Source organism: Paenibacillus tianmuensis (genome assembly GCF_900100345.1).
GTDB classification, from domain to species: Bacteria; Bacillota; Bacilli; order Paenibacillales; family NBRC-103111; genus Paenibacillus_G; species Paenibacillus_G tianmuensis.
This window is the reverse complement of the sequence record NZ_FMTT01000015.1, coordinates 47,143-68,131: the sequence shown is the minus strand read 5'-3', so window position 1 is coordinate 68,131 and position 20,989 is coordinate 47,143. Positions and strand designations below refer to the sequence as shown.

15 protein-coding genes and 1 pseudogene are annotated in these 20,989 nt (G+C 54.0%); 12 read left to right on the top strand and 4 right to left on the bottom strand.

Annotated elements, in window-relative coordinates; all coding sequences use genetic code 11:
* The first annotated feature begins 87 nt into the window (after positions 1 to 87).
* From isdE to BLO51_RS12090, 10 genes are all read left to right on the top strand, one after another.
* Positions 88 to 990, top strand: a complete 903-nt coding sequence (gene isdE / locus BLO51_RS12135) for a heme ABC transporter substrate-binding protein IsdE (RefSeq protein ID WP_090671702.1) — start codon at positions 88 to 90, stop codon at positions 988 to 990.
* Between the two features lie 28 nt (positions 991 to 1,018).
* Complete coding sequence (locus BLO51_RS12130; RefSeq protein ID WP_090671699.1) at positions 1,019 to 2,002, top strand: FecCD family ABC transporter permease; 984 nt, start codon at positions 1,019 to 1,021, stop codon at positions 2,000 to 2,002.
* 1 nt (position 2,003) lies between these two features.
* Complete coding sequence (locus BLO51_RS12125; protein WP_090671844.1) at positions 2,004 to 2,774, top strand: ABC transporter ATP-binding protein; 771 nt, start codon at positions 2,004 to 2,006, stop codon at positions 2,772 to 2,774.
* 19 nt (positions 2,775 to 2,793) lie between these two features.
* A complete protein-coding gene (srtB, locus tag BLO51_RS12120; protein ID WP_281180353.1) occupies positions 2,794 to 3,579 on the top strand; it encodes a class B sortase in 786 nt (261 codons plus the stop codon).
* A gap of 444 nt (positions 3,580 to 4,023) precedes the next feature.
* The gene (locus tag BLO51_RS12115) at positions 4,024 to 5,097 is read left to right on the top strand and encodes a galactose ABC transporter substrate-binding protein (protein WP_090671696.1); all 1,074 of its coding nucleotides are present in this window, start codon (positions 4,024 to 4,026) and stop codon (positions 5,095 to 5,097) included.
* A 92-nt stretch (positions 5,098 to 5,189) separates the two neighbouring features.
* A complete protein-coding gene (locus BLO51_RS12110; protein ID WP_425415807.1) occupies positions 5,190 to 6,695 on the top strand; it encodes a sugar ABC transporter ATP-binding protein in 1,506 nt (501 codons plus the stop codon).
* Between the two features lie 33 nt (positions 6,696 to 6,728).
* On the top strand, positions 6,729 to 7,739 hold the full coding sequence (gene mglC / locus BLO51_RS12105; RefSeq protein ID WP_090671690.1) for a galactose/methyl galactoside ABC transporter permease MglC: 1,011 nt from the start codon (positions 6,729 to 6,731) through the stop codon (positions 7,737 to 7,739).
* A 127-nt stretch (positions 7,740 to 7,866) separates the two neighbouring features.
* Positions 7,867 to 8,142 (top strand): hypothetical protein, encoded by a 276-nt coding sequence (locus BLO51_RS12100; RefSeq protein WP_090671687.1) that lies wholly within the window; start codon positions 7,867 to 7,869, stop codon positions 8,140 to 8,142.
* Between the two features lie 123 nt (positions 8,143 to 8,265).
* Positions 8,266 to 9,273 (top strand): YeiH family protein, encoded by a 1,008-nt coding sequence (locus tag BLO51_RS12095; protein WP_090671685.1) that lies wholly within the window; start codon positions 8,266 to 8,268, stop codon positions 9,271 to 9,273.
* Positions 9,274 to 9,390: 117 nt separating this feature from the next.
* Positions 9,391 to 10,962, top strand: a complete 1,572-nt coding sequence (locus BLO51_RS12090) for a copper amine oxidase N-terminal domain-containing protein (RefSeq protein ID WP_090671682.1) — start codon at positions 9,391 to 9,393, stop codon at positions 10,960 to 10,962.
* 91 nt (positions 10,963 to 11,053) lie between these two features.
* Here the strand turns inward: BLO51_RS12090 and BLO51_RS12085 are convergent, their stop codons facing one another.
* Positions 11,054 to 11,953: a M15 family metallopeptidase gene (locus tag BLO51_RS12085; protein ID WP_425415805.1), complete on the bottom strand. Its 900-nt coding sequence runs from the start codon at positions 11,951 to 11,953 to the stop codon at positions 11,054 to 11,056.
* A gap of 161 nt (positions 11,954 to 12,114) precedes the next feature.
* On the opposite strand from BLO51_RS12085, the gene BLO51_RS29195 reads away from it, so the two are divergent.
* Complete coding sequence (locus BLO51_RS29195) at positions 12,115 to 12,288, top strand: hypothetical protein (RefSeq protein WP_167670184.1); 174 nt, start codon at positions 12,115 to 12,117, stop codon at positions 12,286 to 12,288.
* Here BLO51_RS29195 and BLO51_RS12080 read toward each other — a convergent pair.
* Positions 12,276 to 12,710, bottom strand: coding sequence for a DUF6526 family protein (locus BLO51_RS12080; RefSeq protein WP_090671677.1), 435 nt, complete (start codon positions 12,708 to 12,710; stop codon positions 12,276 to 12,278). The genes BLO51_RS29195 and BLO51_RS12080 overlap by 13 nt on opposite strands.
* Before the next feature lie 35 nt (positions 12,711 to 12,745).
* Between BLO51_RS12080 and BLO51_RS31005 the strand changes: the two are divergent.
* A pseudogene (locus tag BLO51_RS31005) lies at positions 12,746 to 12,874 on the top strand (DNA alkylation repair protein); the annotation flags it as partial.
* Positions 12,875 to 12,876: 2 nt separating this feature from the next.
* Here the strand turns inward: BLO51_RS31005 and nfsA are convergent.
* Positions 12,877 to 13,611, bottom strand: a complete 735-nt coding sequence (gene nfsA / locus BLO51_RS12070) for an oxygen-insensitive NADPH nitroreductase (RefSeq protein WP_090671675.1) — start codon at positions 13,609 to 13,611, stop codon at positions 12,877 to 12,879.
* 197 nt (positions 13,612 to 13,808) lie between these two features.
* Positions 13,809 to 20,183 carry a fibronectin type III domain-containing protein gene (locus BLO51_RS12065; protein ID WP_090671673.1) on the bottom strand — a complete coding sequence of 2,125 codons (6,375 nt, stop codon included), beginning with the start codon at positions 20,181 to 20,183 and terminating at the stop codon, positions 13,809 to 13,811.
* Positions 20,184 to 20,989 lie beyond the last annotated feature (806 nt).

Here is a 20,989-nt window from a genome sequence, read left to right as displayed (position 1 = left end):
TGCAGCTGAAGCAAAAATTTGGATGAGCGGGGATGTCGGGTAACCGGCGTCCTCCGTAATTTTTTTAGGAAAGGAGGAATCGCCAAGATGAGCAAATGGTGCAAAGGGCTAAGCGCTGCCATCGTCCTCCTGCTGCTCATAACAGGCTGCTCGGCGAAGCCGAACACCGATGGTACCGCTGCTGCGAACACTGACCTAGAGGCGGCCAAGACGCAGCCGGAGCATCGGATTATCGCCACGACGGTGGCGGCTGCGGAAATCATGGATGCGCTGGAGGTCGATTTGGTCGGGATTCCGACCAGCTACAAGGAGCTGCCCAAGCGATACGCGTCCTTGCCTCAAGTAGGCAATCCGATGAGCCCGAACATGGAGCTTGTGAAGTCGCTCGATCCGACGGACGTGCTGTCCGTGACGACTTTGCAATACGACTTGGAGCCGGTCTTCAAAAACGCGGGGATCGAAGCCAATTTTCTCGATCTGACCAGTCTGGGCAAAATGAACGAGGCCATCAAGACGCTGGGCAGCAAATACGGCCGTCAGAAGCAGGCCGAAGCGATCGTAGCCCAATACGACAAGAAGCTCGCCGTAATCAAGCAGCGGATCGCGGGCAAAGCGTCGCCGTCCGTGCTTATTTTGCTTGGCGTGCCGGGTAGCTATCTGGTGGCGACGGAGAACTCGTACATTGGCGATCTGGTGAAGCTGGCCGGCGGGAAAAACATCGTACAGGGCGAAAAAGTGGAATATTTGGCCTCCAATACGGAATACCTCCAGCAGACGAACCCGGAAGTCATTTTACGGGCGGCTCACGGGATGCCGGAAGAGGTGATCAAAATGTTCGATAAAGAATTTAAGAAAAACGACATTTGGAAGCACTTCGATGCAGTAAAAAACAACAGGGTATACGATCTGGAAGAACGATTGTTCGGGACAACGGGGAATTTGGCGGCGATCGAAGCGCTGGACGTTGTGACGAACATGCTGTACCCGTAAACTATGGAGCGATAGAGGACGTTTGCACATGAACAAAACGATTTGGAGCCTGGTGGCCGTCATCCTTTTGCTCGTCGTCATGATCATCGTATCTGCAACGACGGGCAGCATCAAGGTCGGCGGCTTCGAACTGATTCAAGGCTTGGTTACCGGCGCGAACAAGAAAGTAGAAGTCATCCGCGACCTGCGTCTGCCCCGGATCATCGTAGCGCTGTTCGTCGGAGCGGCATTGGCGGTATCGGGCGTGCTTCTGCAAGCCGTGATGCGGAGCTCGCTTGCGGACGCCGGCGTGATTGGCATCTCTTCGGGAGCCGGGTTTATTTCCATTCTGATGGTCTCTCTATTCCCGGGCCTTTTCTTCTGGCTGCCGTTTTTTGCTTTTATGGGCGGCGCTTTGGCATGCTTTCTGGTCTATTCGTTCTCCTGGAAATCGGGCCTCAGTCCGATTCGGATTATTCTTGTAGGAATCGCCATCAACGCGATGTTTACCGGCTTGGGACAATCGTTTAACTATAGAGGCAGCTATGCGGTGGCCAGCGTCAATCAGGCGACGACATCTACATTTCCCTTGAAAACGTGGAGCGACGTCGAAGTGATGCTCATCTACGGTACCGCCGGTCTCGTGCTCTCGCTGCTGCTGTGCTCCTGGTGCAACGTGCTTGCGCTGCAGGACAAATCGGCCCGGAACGTCGGCCTTCCCGTCTCGGGCGCCCGGCTGCTGATCTCCGCCGTCGCCGTCCTTCTGGCGGCCGTCGCTACAGCCATCGGAGGACTTATCGCTTTTGTCGGGCTGCTCGTTCCTCATATCGCTCGGCTGCTCGTCGGTTCGGATCATAAGGTGCTCATTCCATTTTCCGCCTTGGCGGGGGCTTTGCTGATCTTGACGGCGGACACGCTCGGACGAACGGTGCTGGCGCCTGCCGAAATTCCGGCCTCGATTATTATGATGGTGATCGGGGGGCCTTTCTTAATATTTCTGCTTAGGAAGAGTGATCGGGTCCATGGACATTAAGTTGGAAATTCAACATGTCAGCTTTTCGTACGACAAGAAGCGCGATCAGCTCAAGCAGGTGAATGGCCGGATCGAGCCTGGCAAAATCACGACCATTATCGGCCCGAACGGATCGGGCAAATCGACGCTGCTCGGCGTGATGTCGCAAAACTACACTCCGCACAGCGGACAGGTCGTGTTGGACGGCAAGGCGATTCGCAGCTACAAGCCGAAGGATCTGGCTAGGAAGCTGGCTGTCGTCCACCAGCAGAACGACGCGCCCTCCGACATCACCGTGGAGAAGCTGGCGGGCTTTGGCCGGATCGCGCATCGGAGTATGCTTATCCCGCACCGCGAGGAGGACGACAAGGCTGTCGAGTGGGCGCTGTCCTGCACGAACCTGCTGGAAAAGCGTCAGGCGACGCTCGATCAATTATCCGGGGGCGAGAGGCAGCGAGCTTGGGTAGCGATGGCCTTGGCGCAAAGCACGCCGATGTTGTTTTTGGATGAGCCGACCACATTCCTTGATATTTATTACCAAATTGAACTGCTGGAGTTAATCAAAAAGCTGAATGCCGATCACGGCCTGACGATTGTCATGGTGCTGCACGACATCAATCAGGCGATCCGGTACAGCGACCGCTTGATCGTGATGAAGAACGGCGAGATTCAGATGCAAGGCCCGCCGGACGAGGTCATAACGGAAGCTTCGATCAAGACGATCTACGGCGTGGATGTGGTCGTAAAGAATGAAGAAGCTGCGGGGCTGTATATGATTCCGGTCGGCATTTGACTTGTATTGAGGTGATAAGTTGAACATTCGAAGATGGCTGACGCCGCTTTGCTTGGGACTGATGCTGTTTTCCGGGTATGAGTTAGCCGGTATTTTCCGAAGCTACCATGACAACCGGGTCGTCATGGCCGAAGCCCGGCAGCTGTACGGGCACGCAGAGCCCGAGCCGCCTCTCACTGAGGCCGTGGAGCCCCTGGGCGATGCCTTAGAGGCCCCGAAGGGGGAGTTCCCCAAGGAAGCCCGCGCTCAATTCAAGGCTCTGCTCGACGTGAATCCGGACGTGGTCGGCTGGGTCCGAATCGCGAATACAGTCATCGATTATCCGGTCGTCCAAGGAAAGGACAACGCTTATTATTTGAACCGGAACTATAAGGGCGAGGAGGCGGGCGCCGGCAGCATTTTCCTCGACTTTCGCAACGATATCGGCAAGGCTCAGCCGAACACGGTGATTTACGGCCATCGCATGAAGGACGGCTCCATGTTCGGTGATTTAAAGAAATTCCTAAAAGAAGATTTTTATAAGAAAAATCTCACTTTTCAATACGATACCTTGTATCACAGCTACCGGGCTGAAATTTTCTCCGTCTATCCGGCGACCGCGGATTTGAATTATATTCAGACCGGATTCGAGAGCGAACAAAAATACGCAGCTTTCCTGCAGGACCTGCAGGAGCGATCGCTGTACAAGACGGATACCGCCCTCGGGGCGGATGACCGCATCCTCACGCTCTCAACCTGCGACTACACGCTCGATCCTGCGAAGGGGAGACTTATAATCCACGCCAAGCTAATCGAGCAAGATTGAATGGCCCGCCCCTTACTTAACCCTACTTAATAAAAAAACGTCCTTTGTAATCCGAAGGGCGTTCAGCTTTTCAAGAAAGTGAACTTTACAAAAATAGAGAACCATACGTGGGTGGGGTATCCACTGGAGAAGCGATAGCGTCCGCCTTTGTCATCGGGAAATATCCGCTGCTAAGCAGCTTCCAATTAAAATTTCCCGATGACAACAGCGGTCGGAAGTGGATACCCCACCCCCCCCTCGTATACCCTCTCTATTCCCCCACTTTCCCTACACACTCAACGTCCTTTGAAATTCGAAGGACGTTTCTTTGCATTCCCCCAAACACATGAGGATTTCGATAGAACACATGAGAATTTTGCATGGGTTTTTTTCCGAAAATCCAAGATAATGGGAACGTAGCTAACCTAACGTAACGTCACGCAAAAAAACAGGAGGTCAGATGTTATGAAAAAGAAAGCTGTATCCATGATCGTCGCGGCAGCCCTGCTTACAACCGCTGTTGGCTGTTCCGGCTCCGGCAATGCCCCCGCGGGCGGCGCGAACACGAATGCCAGCGGAGGCGCCGCCAAGCCCGATGCCGCAGCCAAAAACCCGACAATCGGCGTCGCCATCTACAAATTTGACGACACGTTCATGACGGGCGTACGGAACGCGATTTCCCAAGCGGCGGAAGGCAAAGCGAAGGTGGACATCGTCGACAGCCAGAACTCCCAGCCGGCCCAGAACGATAAGGTCGATCTGTTCATTACGAAGAAGGTCAATGCGCTCGCCATCAATCCGGTCGACCGCACCGCAGCCGGCGTCATCATCGACAAAGCGAAAAACGCGAACATCCCCGTCGTTTTCATGAACCGCGAGCCGCTCGCCGACGACATGAAAAAATGGGATAAGGTGTACTACGTCGGCGCGAAAGCGGAACAGTCCGGCACGATGGAAGGCCAGCTCATCGTCGATTACTTCAAGTCGAACCCAGCAGCGGACAAAAACAAGGACGGCGTGCTGCAATACGTCATGCTGAAGGGCGAGCCGGGGCATCAGGACGCCGAGCTGCGCACGAAGTTTGCGATCAAAGCCGTCGAGGACGCGGGCATCAAGGTGGAGAAGCTGGCAGAAGACACCGCGATGTGGGACCGTGTCAAAGGGCAGGAGAAGATGGCCGCGTTCCTCGCTTCCCACGGCGACAAAATCGAAGCCGTCTTCGCGAACAACGACGATATGGCGCTTGGCGCGATCGAAGCTTTGAAAGCGAAGGGCTATTTTAAAGACAACAAATTCATTCCGGTCGTCGGCGTTGATGCCACGGCGCCCGCGCTCAAAGCGCTCGAAGAAGGCACGCTGCTCGGCACCGTACTGAACGACGCGAAGAACCAAGGGAAAGCGGCGTTCAGCATCGCGAACGTACTCGCGCAAGGCCAGACGCCGACCAAAGAAAACACCGGCTATGACATTACCGACGGCAAATATGTCTGGATCTCTTACAAAAAAATCACAAAAGCAAACATGAACGACGCGAAATAATCGGCTACCCGGCCGAGCGGCAAGGGGCAATGGCTGCGGACGTTGCCCTTTTGCCGTATGCGCACATCCTTACGCTAGGGGGCCTTGGCATGATGGAAACCCGATATTTGCTTGAAATGAACGGAATTTCGAAGGAATTTCCCGGCGTCAAAGCGCTGGACGGCGTCACCTTGAAGGTGCGCCCGGGCACGGTGCACGCCTTGATGGGGGAGAACGGCGCGGGCAAGTCTACGCTGATGAAATGCTTGTTCGGCATTTATAAGCCGGACAGCGGCGAGATCGTCTTGGACGGCCAGCGGGTGGAAATCAAGAACTCGAAGGATGCGTTGAGCTTGGGCGTCTCGATGATTCATCAGGAGCTGCACCCGGTGCCTCACCGCAATGTGATGGAGAACATCTGGCTCGGCCGTTTTCCGGTGAAAGGGCTCGGACCGTTTAACATCGTCGACGACAAAAAAATGCGCATGGATACGCTAACGCTGCTTCGGGATTTGGATATGGATATCGATCCGAACGCCTTAGTAGGCTCGATGTCCGTATCGAAGATTCAATCGCTCGAAATCGCCAAAGCCGTCTCCGTCCGTTCCAAAGTAATCGTGATGGACGAACCGACGTCTTCGCTGACGGGCAACGAAGTGGAGCAGCTGTTCAAGATCATTAACGAGCTGCGCGGGCGCGGCGTATCCATTATTTATATTTCCCACAAGATGGAGGAAATACTCCGCATTTCCGACGACGTGACCATCATGCGGGACGGCAGACTGATCGGCACGTGGCCGGCGGCCGAGCTGACGACGGATCTCATCATCTCCCGCATGGTCGGCCGCGACCTGAAGGAGCGCTTCCCGGAGCGCCACAACACGCCGGGCGACGTGCTGCTGAAGGTGGAGAAGCTGACATCGCCTTTTCCAAAGTCGTTCCGGGATGTATCGTTCGAGCTGCGGCAGGGCGAGATTCTGGGAGTCGGCGGCCTTGTCGGCGCGCAGCGGACCGAGCTGATCGAAGCGCTGTTCGGCCTGCGCTCGGTCGCCTCCGGCGAGATCCGTCTCCGCGGACACAAGGTCAAGATCAAATCGCCGATCGATGCCAAGAAGCATAAAATCGCGCTGCTGACCGAAGAACGGCGGGTGACGGGCATTTTTCCCGTGCTGTCGATTCTGGAAAATACGATGATCGCCAATCTGGACCGGTATATCAATCCGTTCTTCCTGCTGAACGAGCGGAAGGGGCGGGCGGAAGTCGCCGGGAGCGTCGAGAAGCTGCGCGTCAAGACGCCTTCGATTAAGGAACTGATCAAAAATTTGTCGGGCGGCAACCAGCAGAAGGTGCTGCTGGCGCGATGGCTTCTGACCGATCCGGACATTTTGCTGCTTGACGAGCCTACCCGGGGCATCGACGTCGGGGCCAAATTCGAGATTTATACGATCATCGCCGATCTGGCCAAGCAAGGCAAAAGCATCATCATGATTTCCTCGGAAATGCCCGAGCTGCTCGGCATGTCGGACCGCATTATGGTCATGTCGGAGGGGCGGCTGACGGGCATTCTGGACGGACGACAGGCGACGGAACAAGATATTATGCGGCTGGCCGCCAACTAGAAGAGGACATCGCGAAGGAGGAGAACCGGGCTTATGAGGACGGGAAAGCTGAATCATTTTTTTACGCAATACGCGATTTATTTCGTTCTGATCCTTCTCGTAGCGGGCATTGCGGCGTCCGATCCGCGGTTTCTGTCGGTCGATATTTTGCGGGACATTTTGCTGCAAAACTCGACCCGCGCCATTATCGCGCTGGGAGCTGCGTTCGTGCTGATTACGGGAGGAACCGACTTATCCGCGGGTCGCGTCGTCGGGTTGACGGCGGTATTGTCCGCTTCCATGCTGCAGACGGCCGACTACCCGCGCCGCTTTTTTCCGGATATGCCCGATCTGCCCGTCTGGGCGCCGATCTTGATCGGGATTGCTGCAGGGCTGCTCGTCGGCTTGATCAACGGCTGGATCGTATCCAGACTGAGCGTGCCGCCGTTCATCGCGACGCTGGGCACGATGGTCATCGTCTACGGGGCCAACTCGATCTACTTCGATTTGAAGCCGAACGAATCGCAGCCGATTGCCGGTTTGCGCCAGGACTTCACAACCATCGGCACCGGCTTCGTCGGACCGAACGGGCCGTATTCGCTGCCGTATATCGTCATCATCGCGATCGTCGTCGCTTTTGTCGTCTGGGTCATTTTCAACAAGACGCGGCTCGGCAAAAATATGTACGCCATCGGCGGCAACAGCCAAGCGGCGGTCGTCTCCGGGATTAACGTCAAGCGCAACCTGATCTATATTTATGCGATCGCAGGCGCGCTGTACGGCTTGGGCGGCGTGCTGGAAGCGGCCCGTACGGGCGGCGCGACGAACAACTACGGCAACATGTACGAGCTTGACGCGATTGCCGCGTGCGTGGTCGGCGGCGTATCGACGGCAGGCGGGATCGGAACCGTGCCGGGCGTGCTGGCCGGTGTGCTCATCTTCGGCGTCATCAACTACGGCTTGACCTTCATCGGCGTCAGCCCGTATTGGCAGCTTATTATTAAAGGGCTGATCATCGTCGCCGCCGTCGCTTTTGATATTCGTAAGTATTTAGCGAAAAAATAAGAAAGTCGCAAAAAGCTTGTCGCATAGGCGGCAAGTTTTTTTTGCGTTAGGCCCCAAGGAGGATTGCAATATCTTTATTTATCCGATAAAATAACTATGAATTAACCGAAAGGAATGGGTGATTCCGATGACGGCACGTTGTCCTCACTGCTCCGGCGTTCAGCCCTTGGACGCTTCGATCTGCCCTCACTGCGGAGCCGAGGCGAAGACGCAAGACCGGCTGCTGGACGCTTTGACTTATTGGGACGGCACGGCTGCCGCTTCCCGTCTGTATCCTTCTTTGATAGCCCTTCTGATCGTTGTCGTCACCGGCGGGGCGGCCGCTTGGCTGCATTTTCCCGCGCTTTTCTGGACCGGTGCCGTCATCGCGCTTCTGTACCGCCTCTTCACGATCAAAGTTTGAAGCCATCCCGTCAATCATAATAAAAGCTTATTTATAGCATCAAGGATTCGTATTTGTGTTTTCCCCCCGAATCTCTTACGATTACACCTGTCGGAAGTACATGGGGAATCGGGGGGAACACCTATGAATGGATTGAAATCGCTCGGCCCGGGTCTTGCGCTCACGGGAGTCATTGCGGCTGTGTCTTACGGGCTCGGCCTGCTGTTTCCGCTGATCGGCGGCTCGGTTTTCGGCATCGTGATCGGTATCCTGGTGAACAATCTATGGCGCAAGCCGCAAAATACATGGCAGGGCATTCGTTTTAGCTCCAAAAAAGTGCTGCAATGGGCAATTATTTTGCTCGGCTGCCGTCTCAGTCTGTCGGAGGTATGGAAGACCGGCACGGAGACGTTCGCGGTCATGATCGTCACGCTGCTGCTTTCGTTCGCCGCGGCCTACGGATTCGGACGGCTGCTCCGGATTCCGTCGCGCATGGCGACGTTAATCGGCGCGGGCACCGGCATTTGCGGAGGTTCGGCGATCGCGGCCATCTCGCCGGTCATCGAAGCGAAGGAAGAAGAGATCGCGTATTCGATCTCGACGATCTTCTTGTTCAACATCGTCGCGGTCCTTGTTTTTCCGGCGCTTGGGCACGCGCTCGGCTTATCCGATGCGGGCTTCGGTTTATGGGCGGGCACCGCGGTGAACGATACTTCTTCCGTCGTCGCCGCAGGGTATGCGTTCAGCACCGCCGCCGGGGATTACGCTACCATCGTTAAGCTGACGCGCACCACGATGATCGTGCCGATTGCGATCATTATGGCGGTCGTCGTCGGTTGGAGCAAGAAGCGGGAAGCTGCCGGCACGGCGGGAGGATCGTTTTCGGTCAAGCAGGTATTTCCTTGGTTTATTTTATGGTTTCTCGCCGCTTCGCTGCTGTACACGCTCGGACTTTTCGGGGAGCAGCTTTTGCAGTGGATTCATGTGGCGGCGCAGGTTATGATCGTGGTGGCGTTGACTGCGGTCGGCTTATCCGCCGATTTCCGGCAGATGACCGCAACCGGGGTAAGACCGATGATTCTCGGCTTAATCGTCTGGTTGGTCGTCTCCGTCAGCGGATATGCGGTCGGCACGCTGACCGGCCAAATGTGACGTTTCCGTTTTGCGGGAACGTCTTTTTTCTTTTGCAAAGGCACGGCAGGAGGAAATCCGTTCCATCTCATCGAATCTTTAGTCAAGTACGTAAGACTACTGAAGGAGAGATGCCCGTTGTTTAAAAAAATCGGCGCATGGGTCATGAGCGCAGCACTTGTTTTTACGGCCGGCTGCCAGCCGCTTGGCGGTTTGGATATGAATCAGGCCATTGAAAACGAATGGAAGACGGATACCTACGAGGCTTCGCTGTCGATGGGGCTTCAATACGATGTGGGAGACACGAATGCCTTGTCCGAATTCGACAAGGAAGGATTGGCCTTGTGGAACGGATTTCAATTAAACGTGTCCAGCTTGAAGGTGAACCGAAAAGAGCAGACGATGTCGGCCAAAGGCTCGCTCTCTGCTGCCAAGCTGAACCTTCCGTTTGCCGTTTCCTTGGATAAGAACGGCGCGGTGCTCAACGTGGAAGGCGCGAACAAGCCGATTGTTATTGCCGATTGGCGTACGAACGAGCTGACCGGTCTGTCTCACGAGCTGACGATGTACGATGACTATTGGTTCTATAGGCTGAAAAGGCTTATGAAGGAACTGCACTGGGCAGATCAACAAGAGGTGACCAAGAAAGCAATAGGCTTGCTTTCCAAAAATCTTCCAAACGCCACCTCCTTTGCTGTTGATAAGAAGACGGAAACGATTCAGGGGCAGACGGTAAGCGGACATGAGCTCCGGTTTGATGTATCGGAAAAGGAGTTTGCCTCGTTATTCCGGTCCATGTTTAAAAACGTGGCTTTGGACAACCAAGGCTTGCGTGAGCTGGCTGTCGTCATCTACGATAAGTTCCATCCGGAGCTAAAAGAACTGGGCTTCGCCGAGGAGCTGTTCCAAGACCGGCAGCTCGGTACGGAATCGGTCTATACGGGGGCGAAAGCGATTGCGCTTTATTTGACCTCCGAAGCGGGCAGAGCTTGGGAGCAGGAGATGTTGAGCCAAACGAAGCTCAAGATGGATGCCTTCGTCGACGAGAGCAAGCATATCCGCCGATGGAACGCCGAGATCGCCGTGCAAAGTCCCGCAGGTATGGAAGACGAAATCCGCGGCGGCAAGTTTACCGTTCGGATGGACCGCTGGAACATCAATGGAGATGTGAAGCCGGACATCATCTCCACAAAGGATGCGATCCCGTACGAGGATTTATCGAACGAGGACAACTTGAGACAGGCTGTGCAGCCGGATTCCGCGTTCTATAAGCTGCTCAAGGAACAGCTTCGGATCACGGAGAAATATTTGTACTTCTACATTTGGCCCGAATCCGATCTGGACGGCGCATCAGGGGCAGAGGCAGGGGGGACAGAGGCTTATCTGGCCTACGATTACACCGCTTATATCTCGTCCAATAATACCGCTTATGTGCAAGGGAGAGAACTCGGGGAAGGGCTAGGCTATAAGGTGGTATGGGATGCCGGGACGAAAACGATGACTATCGCCAGCTCCCAGACGGAGATCGTATTGAAAGCGGGCAGCGCGACGGCCCGGGTGAACGGCACAGACAAAAGCATGGGCGAACCTGCCGCGATGAAACACGGCGCGCTCTACGTTCCGGTCCGCTTCGTGGCCGAGCAATTGGGCGCAAAGGTGAAAACCGAGGGAGAGGAAAGCGTGTACTCCATCGAAATATATAAACCGTAGTACAGGACTCAAAGAGAAAAAAACAAAACGCCTGATTCTTCATCCTTCGCGGAAAAAGAATCAGGCGTTTGTCGTTTTTTTATGAAGCGGGTCATGATTTTGGCTTCGTAACAGGCACGGCGTTCTTAACGTATTCTTCCAGCGTCACGCCTTGCTTGGCGATCGTTTTGGCGGTGTCTACGCCGACATAGCGGAGGTGCCAAGGCTCGTATTGGTAACCGGTAATGTTTTCTTTACCTTCCGGATACCGGATGATGAACCCGTAGTCAGCCGCATGCTCGGCAAGCCACTTGGCTTCCTTGGTCGCGCCGAAGCAATCCTGCGCCGCGCATTTGCCCGAGCTGCCGGCCACGTCGATGGCCAGCCCTGTCTCATGCTCGCTGTGTCCCGGTTTGGCGCTGTATTTGTTCGCCGCGGCTTCGCCGTCTTTTTGCACGTAACGGTTATACACCGTTTTCTGCGTTTCATGGGAGCGGTAAGCGGAGACGCCGGCCAGCGGAAGGTTGTCCTTTTTGGCCGCTTGAAACAGCTTTTCGAGCGCCGCGGCCGCTTCCTTGCGTATTTTGCGCTTTTCAAGCTTTTCTTTGAACGTAAAAGGAACATTCGGGTCAACCAAGTCCTGCGGCTTGTAATTGTCCGGCAGCTTGTATGTTTTGTTGACGAGAACCGCAATGTCCGCCGGGCTTGCGACAACCTGAACATCACCTGTTTTCTTACCGGATTTGGTATCCGTTTGAGCCGTCTGCTTTACCCCCGGGGTATCAGAAGCTTGAACCTGTCCGTTCGTCGAAGCAGCAGGTATCTCGGACGGTTTTGACTTGGATGCATCTGCGCTAGTGCCAGTCGAGCCGGTATTCGATGAGGCGGGAGCCGCCGAGGTTCCGGCTGCGGTGTCGGCCTGCGTTTTGCCGCCGCCGTCTCCGCATGCGGCGGATACGAGCATGATGGCGGCCAGCAGCAGTGCTGCGGCGGTCGTTCGACGAGAGTTCAATAGAGCCAAATCCTTTCTGTACTTAAATGCACACGCGTTATAGCGGTCTTATTACATAGACGACGTACGGATACGAAAAGTTCCGTATTTTTCTCCCTAAGGTGAGAGATTGGATTCCGGTTCGTCGTCTATACAGTATAGAGCGCTAGGAGGACCGAGTGGTGGAAGAACGCGAGATTCGGCAGGAGTCGGAACGAGAGCTTATTCATCGGATTGTGGCAGGGAGCAAGCAAGAATTTTGCTTTTTGGTCGATCGCTATAAACAGAAAGTTTACGGCCTCCTTCGGGGAATGGGGGCGAGTCCTATGGATGCTGCGGCTTGTTACAGCCGGTAGTGATCCGCCCGCCAAGTCCGGATCGCTTTCTTGATGTCATCCGGCCGCATGTTTTCTTCCGCCGCTTTACGGCACAGCTCCGGGTATTCCAGATCGTCAGCGAACCGCAAAGCGACGATTTGCCGCAGCGATAGTCGGGAATCCATAGGCTTTCCGGTCAGGATAAAGTGCCGAAGCTGCTCTTCCGCCCGGATGGCCCGATCTTGAGCCTTAAGCGCGTACGTCCGCACCAGCATGACCAAGATGGCAGCGATGACGCTCAGCCCGAGCAGAAGCAGCGCAACGGAAACGCCTTCTCCAGCTATCAGGGAACGGACGGCATAAACCAATGCGCCGACGAGAACGATCAAAGTCAGCCAAAGAAGCACGAAATGGAACAGCGGATCAAATTTACGATGGTTGGCGTACTGTTGGGTTTCCAAACGATTTTCCTCCCATAGTCAGGTTAGTTTTATTCGGCTGGGCGCTCCGGGAATATTCCAAGACAGACGAAGCGGCGGTCCGCAGGTTCGTCTCCGAAACCGCGCTATCGCCGCTCAGTATCCGTGAAGCGCTCAAATATGTGGATCGACGGAAGCCGCAATAGCGCTATTCCAGCTTAAAGCCCCGGGCTTCCAAGAAGCTGCGCATATGTGCACGTACCGGCTGCCGGAATTTGTCCGCCATCCCTCTGGACCACGCGGTCACCGTTTTGCCTCCGGTTCTCTCCCGGTAATACTCCTGCATTGTCTCGTCGTACGTTTCGATCTGCTGCCGTACATCGTCTACTTGATAGCTGTTATAGTGCAGGACGGCCTGCTGCGGCAGCCGCGGCCGGGACGAGGGCTCTTGATCAGGCACACCGATACACATGCCGAACACCGGATAGACGAGCTCGGGCAGTTGGAGCAGCCGGCTGACGTCCTCTGGCGCGTTGCGGATTCCGCCAATGTACACGATGCCGAATCCGAGCGATTCGGCGGCCACGGCGGCATTTTGCGCGGCAAGCGTCGCATCGACGGTGGCGACGATGAAGCTTTCCGTATTTTGATGGAACGTTTCACCGTTCAGCTCAGTCGCTTCGTGGAGCCGGTACAAATCTGCACAAAATACCAGGAACAGACCGGAATGCTCGACATAGGCCTGTTTCCCGGCGAGCCGGGCCAGCTCCTGCTTTTTCTCCGGGTCGGTCACGGCTATGATGCTGTAGGCTTGGACGCTGCTTGAAGTCGAGGCCATTTGAGCGGAAGCGACGATGGCGTTGATGTGCTCCGGCTGCAGCGGAACGTCCTTGAATTTGCGGATGGAGCGGTGGCTTTGGAGCAGATCAATTACGGCGTTCATGAAATGGTTACACCTCCGAATGGAATGGAATGCGAATAGGAAAGACCCCCTGTCGGGGGCCTCCAGTAGACTGGTTGACATGCCTACCTTAAATTGTAAATGTTTAGATTCATATCGTCAAACCGGGCGGGAAAATGTGCGACTATTCTCGCGCTGACGCTTAGTTTCAGAGACAAGCGGACGAATTTTTCGCGCTATCAATGCCGGATCTGATTGACGATCACATCATACATGCTGCCTTGAATTTTGACCGGCACATCGTCGGTCTGAACCAATCCGTTGCTCCAATACACGCGGAAACGGAACGTGTAGGTTTGGCCGCTGCGCAGCGATTGGGCATGATCCGGATTGACCAGTTGCCCGCTGAATCGAATGCGGTCGGAAGAGTCAAGCTCGACCTGTTCTCCGGTATCCAAGAGCGTCGCGTCGACCGACTGCGGCTTGGTTGCGCTGGTGCCGGTATCGGTCACCGTCGCCGATAGCTCGAACGCTTCCCCGGCCCAAAAGACGTCGGCTTCCCGAGGCGCACCCGGGTGCTTCTCGTTCCACAGCAGCCGGTAGCTTTCCCACTCCGGCGTATGCGTGACATAGCCCTTAATCGACAAAGGCAGTACGACGAACGAATAGGTCTGGTTAAACGTTCCGCCCTTGCCGTCGCTGAGGGATAGCCGCAAGGTGTAATTTCCTTGAGGCAGCGGCCCGTAGGTGAACGCCTTGCTTTGGCCGGACGGAACGCCGCTCCATTGCTGAATGATTCCGAACGCGCCACCGTTCAAGCTGCTTTCCACCATGACGTCGATCGCATCGCCATCCGGATCGGAGACAGATACGGTGAATACGGGCGTGTCATGCTCGTAAATCGGCGTGACAAACGTAATATTTCCCGTCGGAGGGCGGTTGGTCAGCAGCCAAGTTGGAGCAGACCATGTCGACCATACGAAACCGTCAAAAGCACGCGCCCGAACCTGAACTTTGGCTCCTGCAGGAAGTGGACGGTCCTTAGGAACGGAGACGCTTTGTACGGACACTTGCCCTTGAAGGTGCTGCCCTTGTTCTCCCGTATCATAGAGCACGGTATTTCCCGCTTCATTGATGAATTGGACCTGATATTTTGTGAACGTCGTATTCGGGTCAGGGTCACTTTGCGTGAACGAAACGGTCGGCGTCGGGCTCATCGGCGTCGGATTCGCTTGCGTTCCGGAAGGAACGTTCATCGTCACGGTCGGCGTCATGTTGATGTAGAACCATACAGTGTTGCTCCATGCGGACCATAGGTTCGGATCGTCGTCGGTGACCTTCATCCGCGCCTGTAAAGGAACGCCTGTCGGCAGGTCTGTCGGTACTTGGAAGCTGTTTGTTGTTGCCGTGGTGTTCTGATACGCATTCCATCCGGTGTTATAGACCATGCCGCCGGTCTCGTTCAAAATTTCGATGTACATTTTCGCGTAATAGTTCTTCTGGCCGTCTGATTGAACCCAAGCAATCGACGGTCGCTTGTTATCCAGAATAAGCGTTGGATTATAGGCGTCGGGTCCACTCGGATTCGTAATGATAACCTTTGGCGCCGAATTGATGACCATCCACCCGATATTGGACCATTCCGTCCAATAGTACGGATTCTGCGCGCGTACCCGTACTTGATACAGCTCGCCGCGGATCAAATCCGTCGTTACCTGCCATGAAGCTGTGCTATGGGGCGGCGCATTCTGGTTTGCTTCCCCGCTGCTGATGACGAGACTTCCGCGCGAATCCATGATTTGAACCTCGTACCCTGTAAACGTATGGCCCGCCGGGTCCTCTTGCCTCCAATGGATCGTCGGTCTTGTTCCGTGTTCCAGTGTCGGATTGTCCCGCGTTCCGGTCGGATACGTTAGCTGGATCGTCGGTTTTGGAATTTCAGGGACGTTGCCTTTGAGCTGGATCGAAGCGTTGGCGGGGTAAGACCTCGCTCCGTACTCGTCAATAACCTGCAAATACACGGTATATGTCCCCGCCTTTTTCGGCCTGGTCAGCTTCTCCCCGATAAACGTACCGTCCGGATCGACATAGCCGTACTCCCGGGAGACGATCCCGCGCATGCTGCAATAATCGTAGCCCGTCACATCGGGCGGACTGCAGCGTGCCGGGTCCCCTGCCGCCCGGTTCGGATCGAACCGGTCCGGATCGAAGGACGTATCGTTCCAAGCGACCGTGCCGTCCCCGTTCTCCGTGAGCGTGAACTGCGCGATCGGCCTGCGGTGAACCGTCAATTTTTTCTGGAACGTATTGGACCATTTGCGGTATTGATCAAACACCATGCTCGCCCATAAGTAGTTCCGGTTCGGATCGTCTTGTGCCCGCAGCGTGAGCAGATAGACGCCGACCGCGTCAAAGGTTTGCTGTGGAGAATCGAACGTCTTCCCGTTCAGCGCCGACAGCCCCTGATTATTTAGGAACTTCGGCGTGTGCGTTACTCCCCAGCGGAAGTTGCCGGCCATCGGGTCGTTTTCCGGATCTTCGAACAAAATATTTTTATACCGGACGTTGGCCGATGCCGATCCATTTTCCCAAATCGCGTAGTCAGACATCCAATCCCGGCTGTCCTGGTTCTGCTTGACGGAAATGCCCGTGAACGTGACAAACGATTTGTCGGTGAACGGCCCCATTTTTCCATCGGTGAACGTGGTGTCCTGTACTTCAAAGACCGGAACACCGTTCATAAACACTTGAATCGTATCGCCCGACAGGCTGATCTTGAATAAATTATCCGTGTTATCGAACGGCCACGCCTGGCTGCGCAGCACGGTTCGGCTGCCGCCGACGTAACGGCTTAGATAGAGCGTGGAGCCGTCCGTTTCCAGACTGTACCGGTTCGTCGGGTCGAGCATCCGGAACGAAAAGCCGCTTAGGCTTGTATCCTCGTTCGGGCTTGTCATCTTCATTCGGAACGTAATGTCCGTGTCGCGATAGCGGTCAGGAGAAACGAACTGGCCGAGAACAAACCCTTTCCGTAGCTCCGGATCTTGATCTAAAGGACCGCTTTCGAGATACATGTACATATCCGTTTGCGTGAAGTAATAGCCATTGCCAGATTGTCTTTTCACCGTATTGTACATGCCTAAAAACAGGCCGTCCCCTACATAAAATCCGGATAGGTAGTTATCTCCCCGTTCTTGCTCTCCTGGCGATTCGAGCAATAATTCGTTCACATGCACATTGAAGCTGCTGCATTTTCCATCCGTTGACCAGGAGCAGCCTCCCATCCCATCGAATCCGCCACCAGGAGTTACGCCAACGGTGTATGGATGGTTGGACGGATAAGGTCCTTCTGATACCGCGCCGGTGTCCATATTGACGTATTGTCCATATTCATGATGCTCGCCATTGCCGTTCATAAGATCCTTATTGGTATGGCTCCGGGTCAACAAGGTCCGGTTGTATGGATTCACGACCAGCGCCGTAAAATTGTTGTATTGCATATCTCCACCCATCATCATGCTAGAAGGGTACCACCAATCCATACCCGCCAATCTGGCGGTCCACCCCATGCTCAAGTCGTTATTGATCCGCAGCAGATAAACGCCGATCGGGGCATCTTCGTTGTACCTTCTGTCGATTTTAATGTACCCGTCGTCCCGGTCGCAGGAACGCTTGATGTAGGTGTAAAACTCCCCGTCAGGCCCTTTCCATAACCCGTTTAGATCGCTGTATCTACATTGGTAATCTTCGACATACTGCTCCGGAACCGCGCGCCCCTCCATCGTATTATAATATTTTCTTTGATATTTAATCGTGCTGTCCGGGAACGATTGTCCGCCTCTTCTGACTTCCTGGAGCTGCGGATTCATCTCGATGAATCCAATTTCACGCGGCCGATTAGGGTCTCTTTGGTATACAATAACCAGGCTTTCGCCTTTGGTTAACAGCGAGAATGTTTTCCGCCCTGCTGCATACTCCTTTTCATCAACTGATATCCCGAGCTCTTCCCAGCCGGTCTTGAGCGGATTGTCCTTATTGCTTGAAATCAGCTTACCGGTATACGCGTCGTATGCCTCGATCACAAAGGAGTTATTCCTCTTGCCGACGCCGCACGTCGTTTGGCCTTCGCACTTGGTGAAGTAATCGTACATCATGTAGTTGGAAACTCGGTAGATTATTCCGCCTGCGACCTCATACTTTTGAGAACCTTGGTACTCGCTGGGTAAGTAAACTTCTTTGGTATAGGTTGGGCCGTTCTTCGAATCACGGAACGGGACGGGAACGCTATACGTGTCTGGCGTAAGGGTAAAATCATACGGGTCCCGATCCCAAACATGCGTCAAGTTGTTAGATGCATTGTTCCATTTTCTGCTGTACTGCGGCAGCTTCTTTTTATTCAAGGCATACAGCTTGGAACCCTCGTCAAAATATAGATACGTTTTGTTCGTGCGGACGAGCGAATTGAATTTCGCCGGAGCATACCCGGTTATATATGTCCTCGTATCTGGATCCCACAGGTTAGAAGGGACTAAGATAGGCGTACTGGTGAGCGAGGAACTGCCGTTCATCCACTTGTATACGGTCCCTTTGTACGAGCTGATAAAATTCGCTCCGAACCCGAGATCCGGCCATAGGAACGTGCCGAAGACGCTGGTGGGTCCCTGCATTGGATTATCTCGCTTGATGATGCTTTCCTGGCGCTCCATTTCTCTTCCCAAGCCAGCCCGCAGGACAGCGTTGCCTTGGGCCGCCCACTGATAAACATAGTTGTTGAGCCGGTTATTCGTGTTCGTATCGAACAGAGCCCACGAATTTACGATCGAATTGGCATTAAACATAATTGGCGGGTTCATGCCCGGCTGATCGTTCTGCCCTTCGATGGCAAAGGAAACGTGCGGCGCATTATTGACAATATCCAGCGTTCGCGGCGCTTCCGGCTGCGTATCGGATGCCATGGCGCTTTTCCCGTAGTCCTCCGTCACTTGGACATCGAACAGATACTTACCGATCATGTCGGCCTTAAATACAAGCGTGTTGTTATCAAAGGATACGACTCTGCCGTCTGTCCCAAGAACATCTAGCCACGGATCGTCCTGAAAACCGTTGTTAGCCGCGTCGTATTTAAGCCGCCATTTGACGGAGACGATCTGATCGCCGTCCGGCGAGTACGATTGGTTCCGGATGGTGACCTGCTGATTCCGGATACCGAGCGGCGGTACGACGATTTTGCCGATGGGAGGCAAGTCCGGATGCACGGTAATGTCGCAGGTGCTGGGGCTGGTCGATTCCAAGCCAGAGTAATCTACGACTTTGGCGAGCGTAACAGTCGCTGTAACGTCCTGCAGGGTGCCGTTATAGTACTTATTGAGCTTGTTAAACCATAAGTCCTTTGAGTGGTCGATAGACTTCCTTGCTGGGCTCCAGCTCTTATCTGCGTGAATCGCTCCAGGAGGGACGGGACGATTTTCTTTAATCTCCTTGGGTGCTGTGCAGACCGCAATAGGGTTTGGCTCCATCACAGTCAAGTAAGCGTTTTCCGTTCGCGTCCCGCCGCGCCCGTCATCCGCCGTAACTTTCACGGAGAAGGTTCCCGGCGTATCCGCTTTGATATGATAATAGCCTTCCGCGTCGAGCGTCTTGCCCCAATCTTCGTGCAGTTGCTTCGCTATCTTTTGAACCCAAGGGTGTATACCTGAATCGAAGTCCCATTTCCACTGGATCGGATCGTTGTCCGGGTCCGAAGGCGATTTCGGGTCTGTGTACTGGTTATGAATAACACGGACATTCACCATGTCGCCTACCAAAAAGTATTCCGGCGGATAGATCCCGTTCCGATCTTGATCGTAAAACCAGCCTGCCTGAAAATAAGGTGGTTTATTGTTCGGATCGGGGAGAACCGTTAACGGTTTTTCCTTAATCCAGTCCGTTTCGCCACAAGAAGTTTGAATTTTCAGACTTATGTAGTTGCTGCCTTCTCCAAAATAAAACGGTCTCCCGTTCGGATAGGGGAATGCGCTGTTCTGCGATTGCCCTTTCACCCGATTCGTCGACCATGTCTGGCCGTTATAGTTGAACCGATATTGATGACCGAAATAGGTACAGCCTTTCGGAATTTTAAAATCAACAGGCTCCAGCTCGAAATTGTCCCGGATTTTGATCGTCGGTCCGGGCCTAATTCGAAAATCGCCGTCGATGCCGATATCGACTGGAAAATCAAACGGCTTATAGTTGTTGTCTTCCCCGCCTGTCGTACCTTCATCGATCGTATTGTCCGAATCGACATAAAATCCGGTCAATAGCTTCCCGGGGTCCATCACCGTATACTGAAACGTACCCGTAATATCCACGTTCTGCTCGGCGTTTGTAAACGATGCCTTGTGAATCGTTTTGCCGTTGGAACGGTTTTGGATCAAGATCGCGAAGGTTTTGTTTTTGATCGGCTCTCCGACGTTACGGAACGTGTAAGTGAACGTCGTTGGTTCGCCGATTTTGACTGGCCCGTTCGATTTGAGATCGACAGGGATCAGGTCGGGAAAGGTCGGTGCTTTGTAGAACACTTCAACGCGGCCTTCGAACTTGTACGTTGTTGCGGTCCAGTACGTGTCCGCATCCATAACATAATTTCGACCTTGTTGGTGGGGTTTGATGTATTCTGGATCTTCAACATCCGGCCAAAGGAGATAGTCCGTAACCTCTTTATTATATGATGATGTAAGAGGCTTCGAGACTTTAAGGTATCCATAACCGTCTACTTTCCTACCAAAATCCTCAACCTTTAATCCATTATCAGGTACAGCAGCAATAGCATCTATGATCGTAATACTTTTAGGATCAATACGACTAGGATCGATACTCTCACCTTTCCGATCTTCATCAAAAAAGAATTTTGTTGGGGTTTCAATTTTATAGGCTGTCGTTACGGCTGAGCCGTCCCATTTCCGTAAATCCGGTTCGTTAAAAGGAACATAGTTGCTCGATGGATAGATCATCGCATCGCTTGGGAACAACCCCGGACATGGGGAAGGAACCTGATCGACGCTACCGCTGCAATGTCCGGGAAACTGGTAATGCTTCGTCCTTTCGCCCTGCGTATCCCAGTACCTGCCGCTCGGATCACGCCAAATAATGTGGCCCGGATTGGTATACTTGTAACCATATAACTTAACCGGTACGCCGTCCGTTAGGTTTTTGAACACGATCCGTTCATTTGACACTTCATACCTTCTTGCATCGATCTTTCTTTCTGCACCACTGGCATCTCGCATATACACATCGACTCGATCAATAATTTGAGTGCCTGAATTTAGAGGAACGGAATAGTTGGTCAAGGTTGACGTGGATTCGAACGTCTTAAAATTGGTGGCAGCCATGATGAAGTCTGGTCGTAGAAATGCGAACACGGAGAACCCTAAAATAAAAA

Excerpts from the sequence above, each read along its gene's own strand:
- isdE (WP_090671702.1), top strand. The coding sequence starts at position 88 with ATGAGCAAATGGTGCAAAGGGCTAAGCGCTGCCATCGTCCTCCTGCTG.
- nfsA (WP_090671675.1), bottom strand. The coding sequence starts at position 13,611 with ATGAACGCCGTAATTGATCTGCTCCAAAGCCACCGCTCCATCCGCAAA.
- BLO51_RS12115 (WP_090671696.1), top strand. The coding sequence starts at position 4,024 with ATGAAAAAGAAAGCTGTATCCATGATCGTCGCGGCAGCCCTGCTTACA.
- BLO51_RS12065 (WP_090671673.1), bottom strand. The coding sequence starts at position 20,183 with ATGGATGCGGACACGTACTGGACCGCAACAACGTACAAGTTCGAAGGC.
- BLO51_RS12100 (WP_090671687.1), top strand. The coding sequence starts at position 7,867 with ATGACGGCACGTTGTCCTCACTGCTCCGGCGTTCAGCCCTTGGACGCT.
- BLO51_RS12130 (WP_090671699.1), top strand. The coding sequence starts at position 1,019 with ATGAACAAAACGATTTGGAGCCTGGTGGCCGTCATCCTTTTGCTCGTC.
- BLO51_RS12095 (WP_090671685.1), top strand. The coding sequence starts at position 8,266 with ATGAATGGATTGAAATCGCTCGGCCCGGGTCTTGCGCTCACGGGAGTC.
- mglC (WP_090671690.1), top strand. The coding sequence starts at position 6,729 with ATGAGGACGGGAAAGCTGAATCATTTTTTTACGCAATACGCGATTTAT.
- BLO51_RS12110 (WP_425415807.1), top strand. The coding sequence starts at position 5,190 with ATGGAAACCCGATATTTGCTTGAAATGAACGGAATTTCGAAGGAATTT.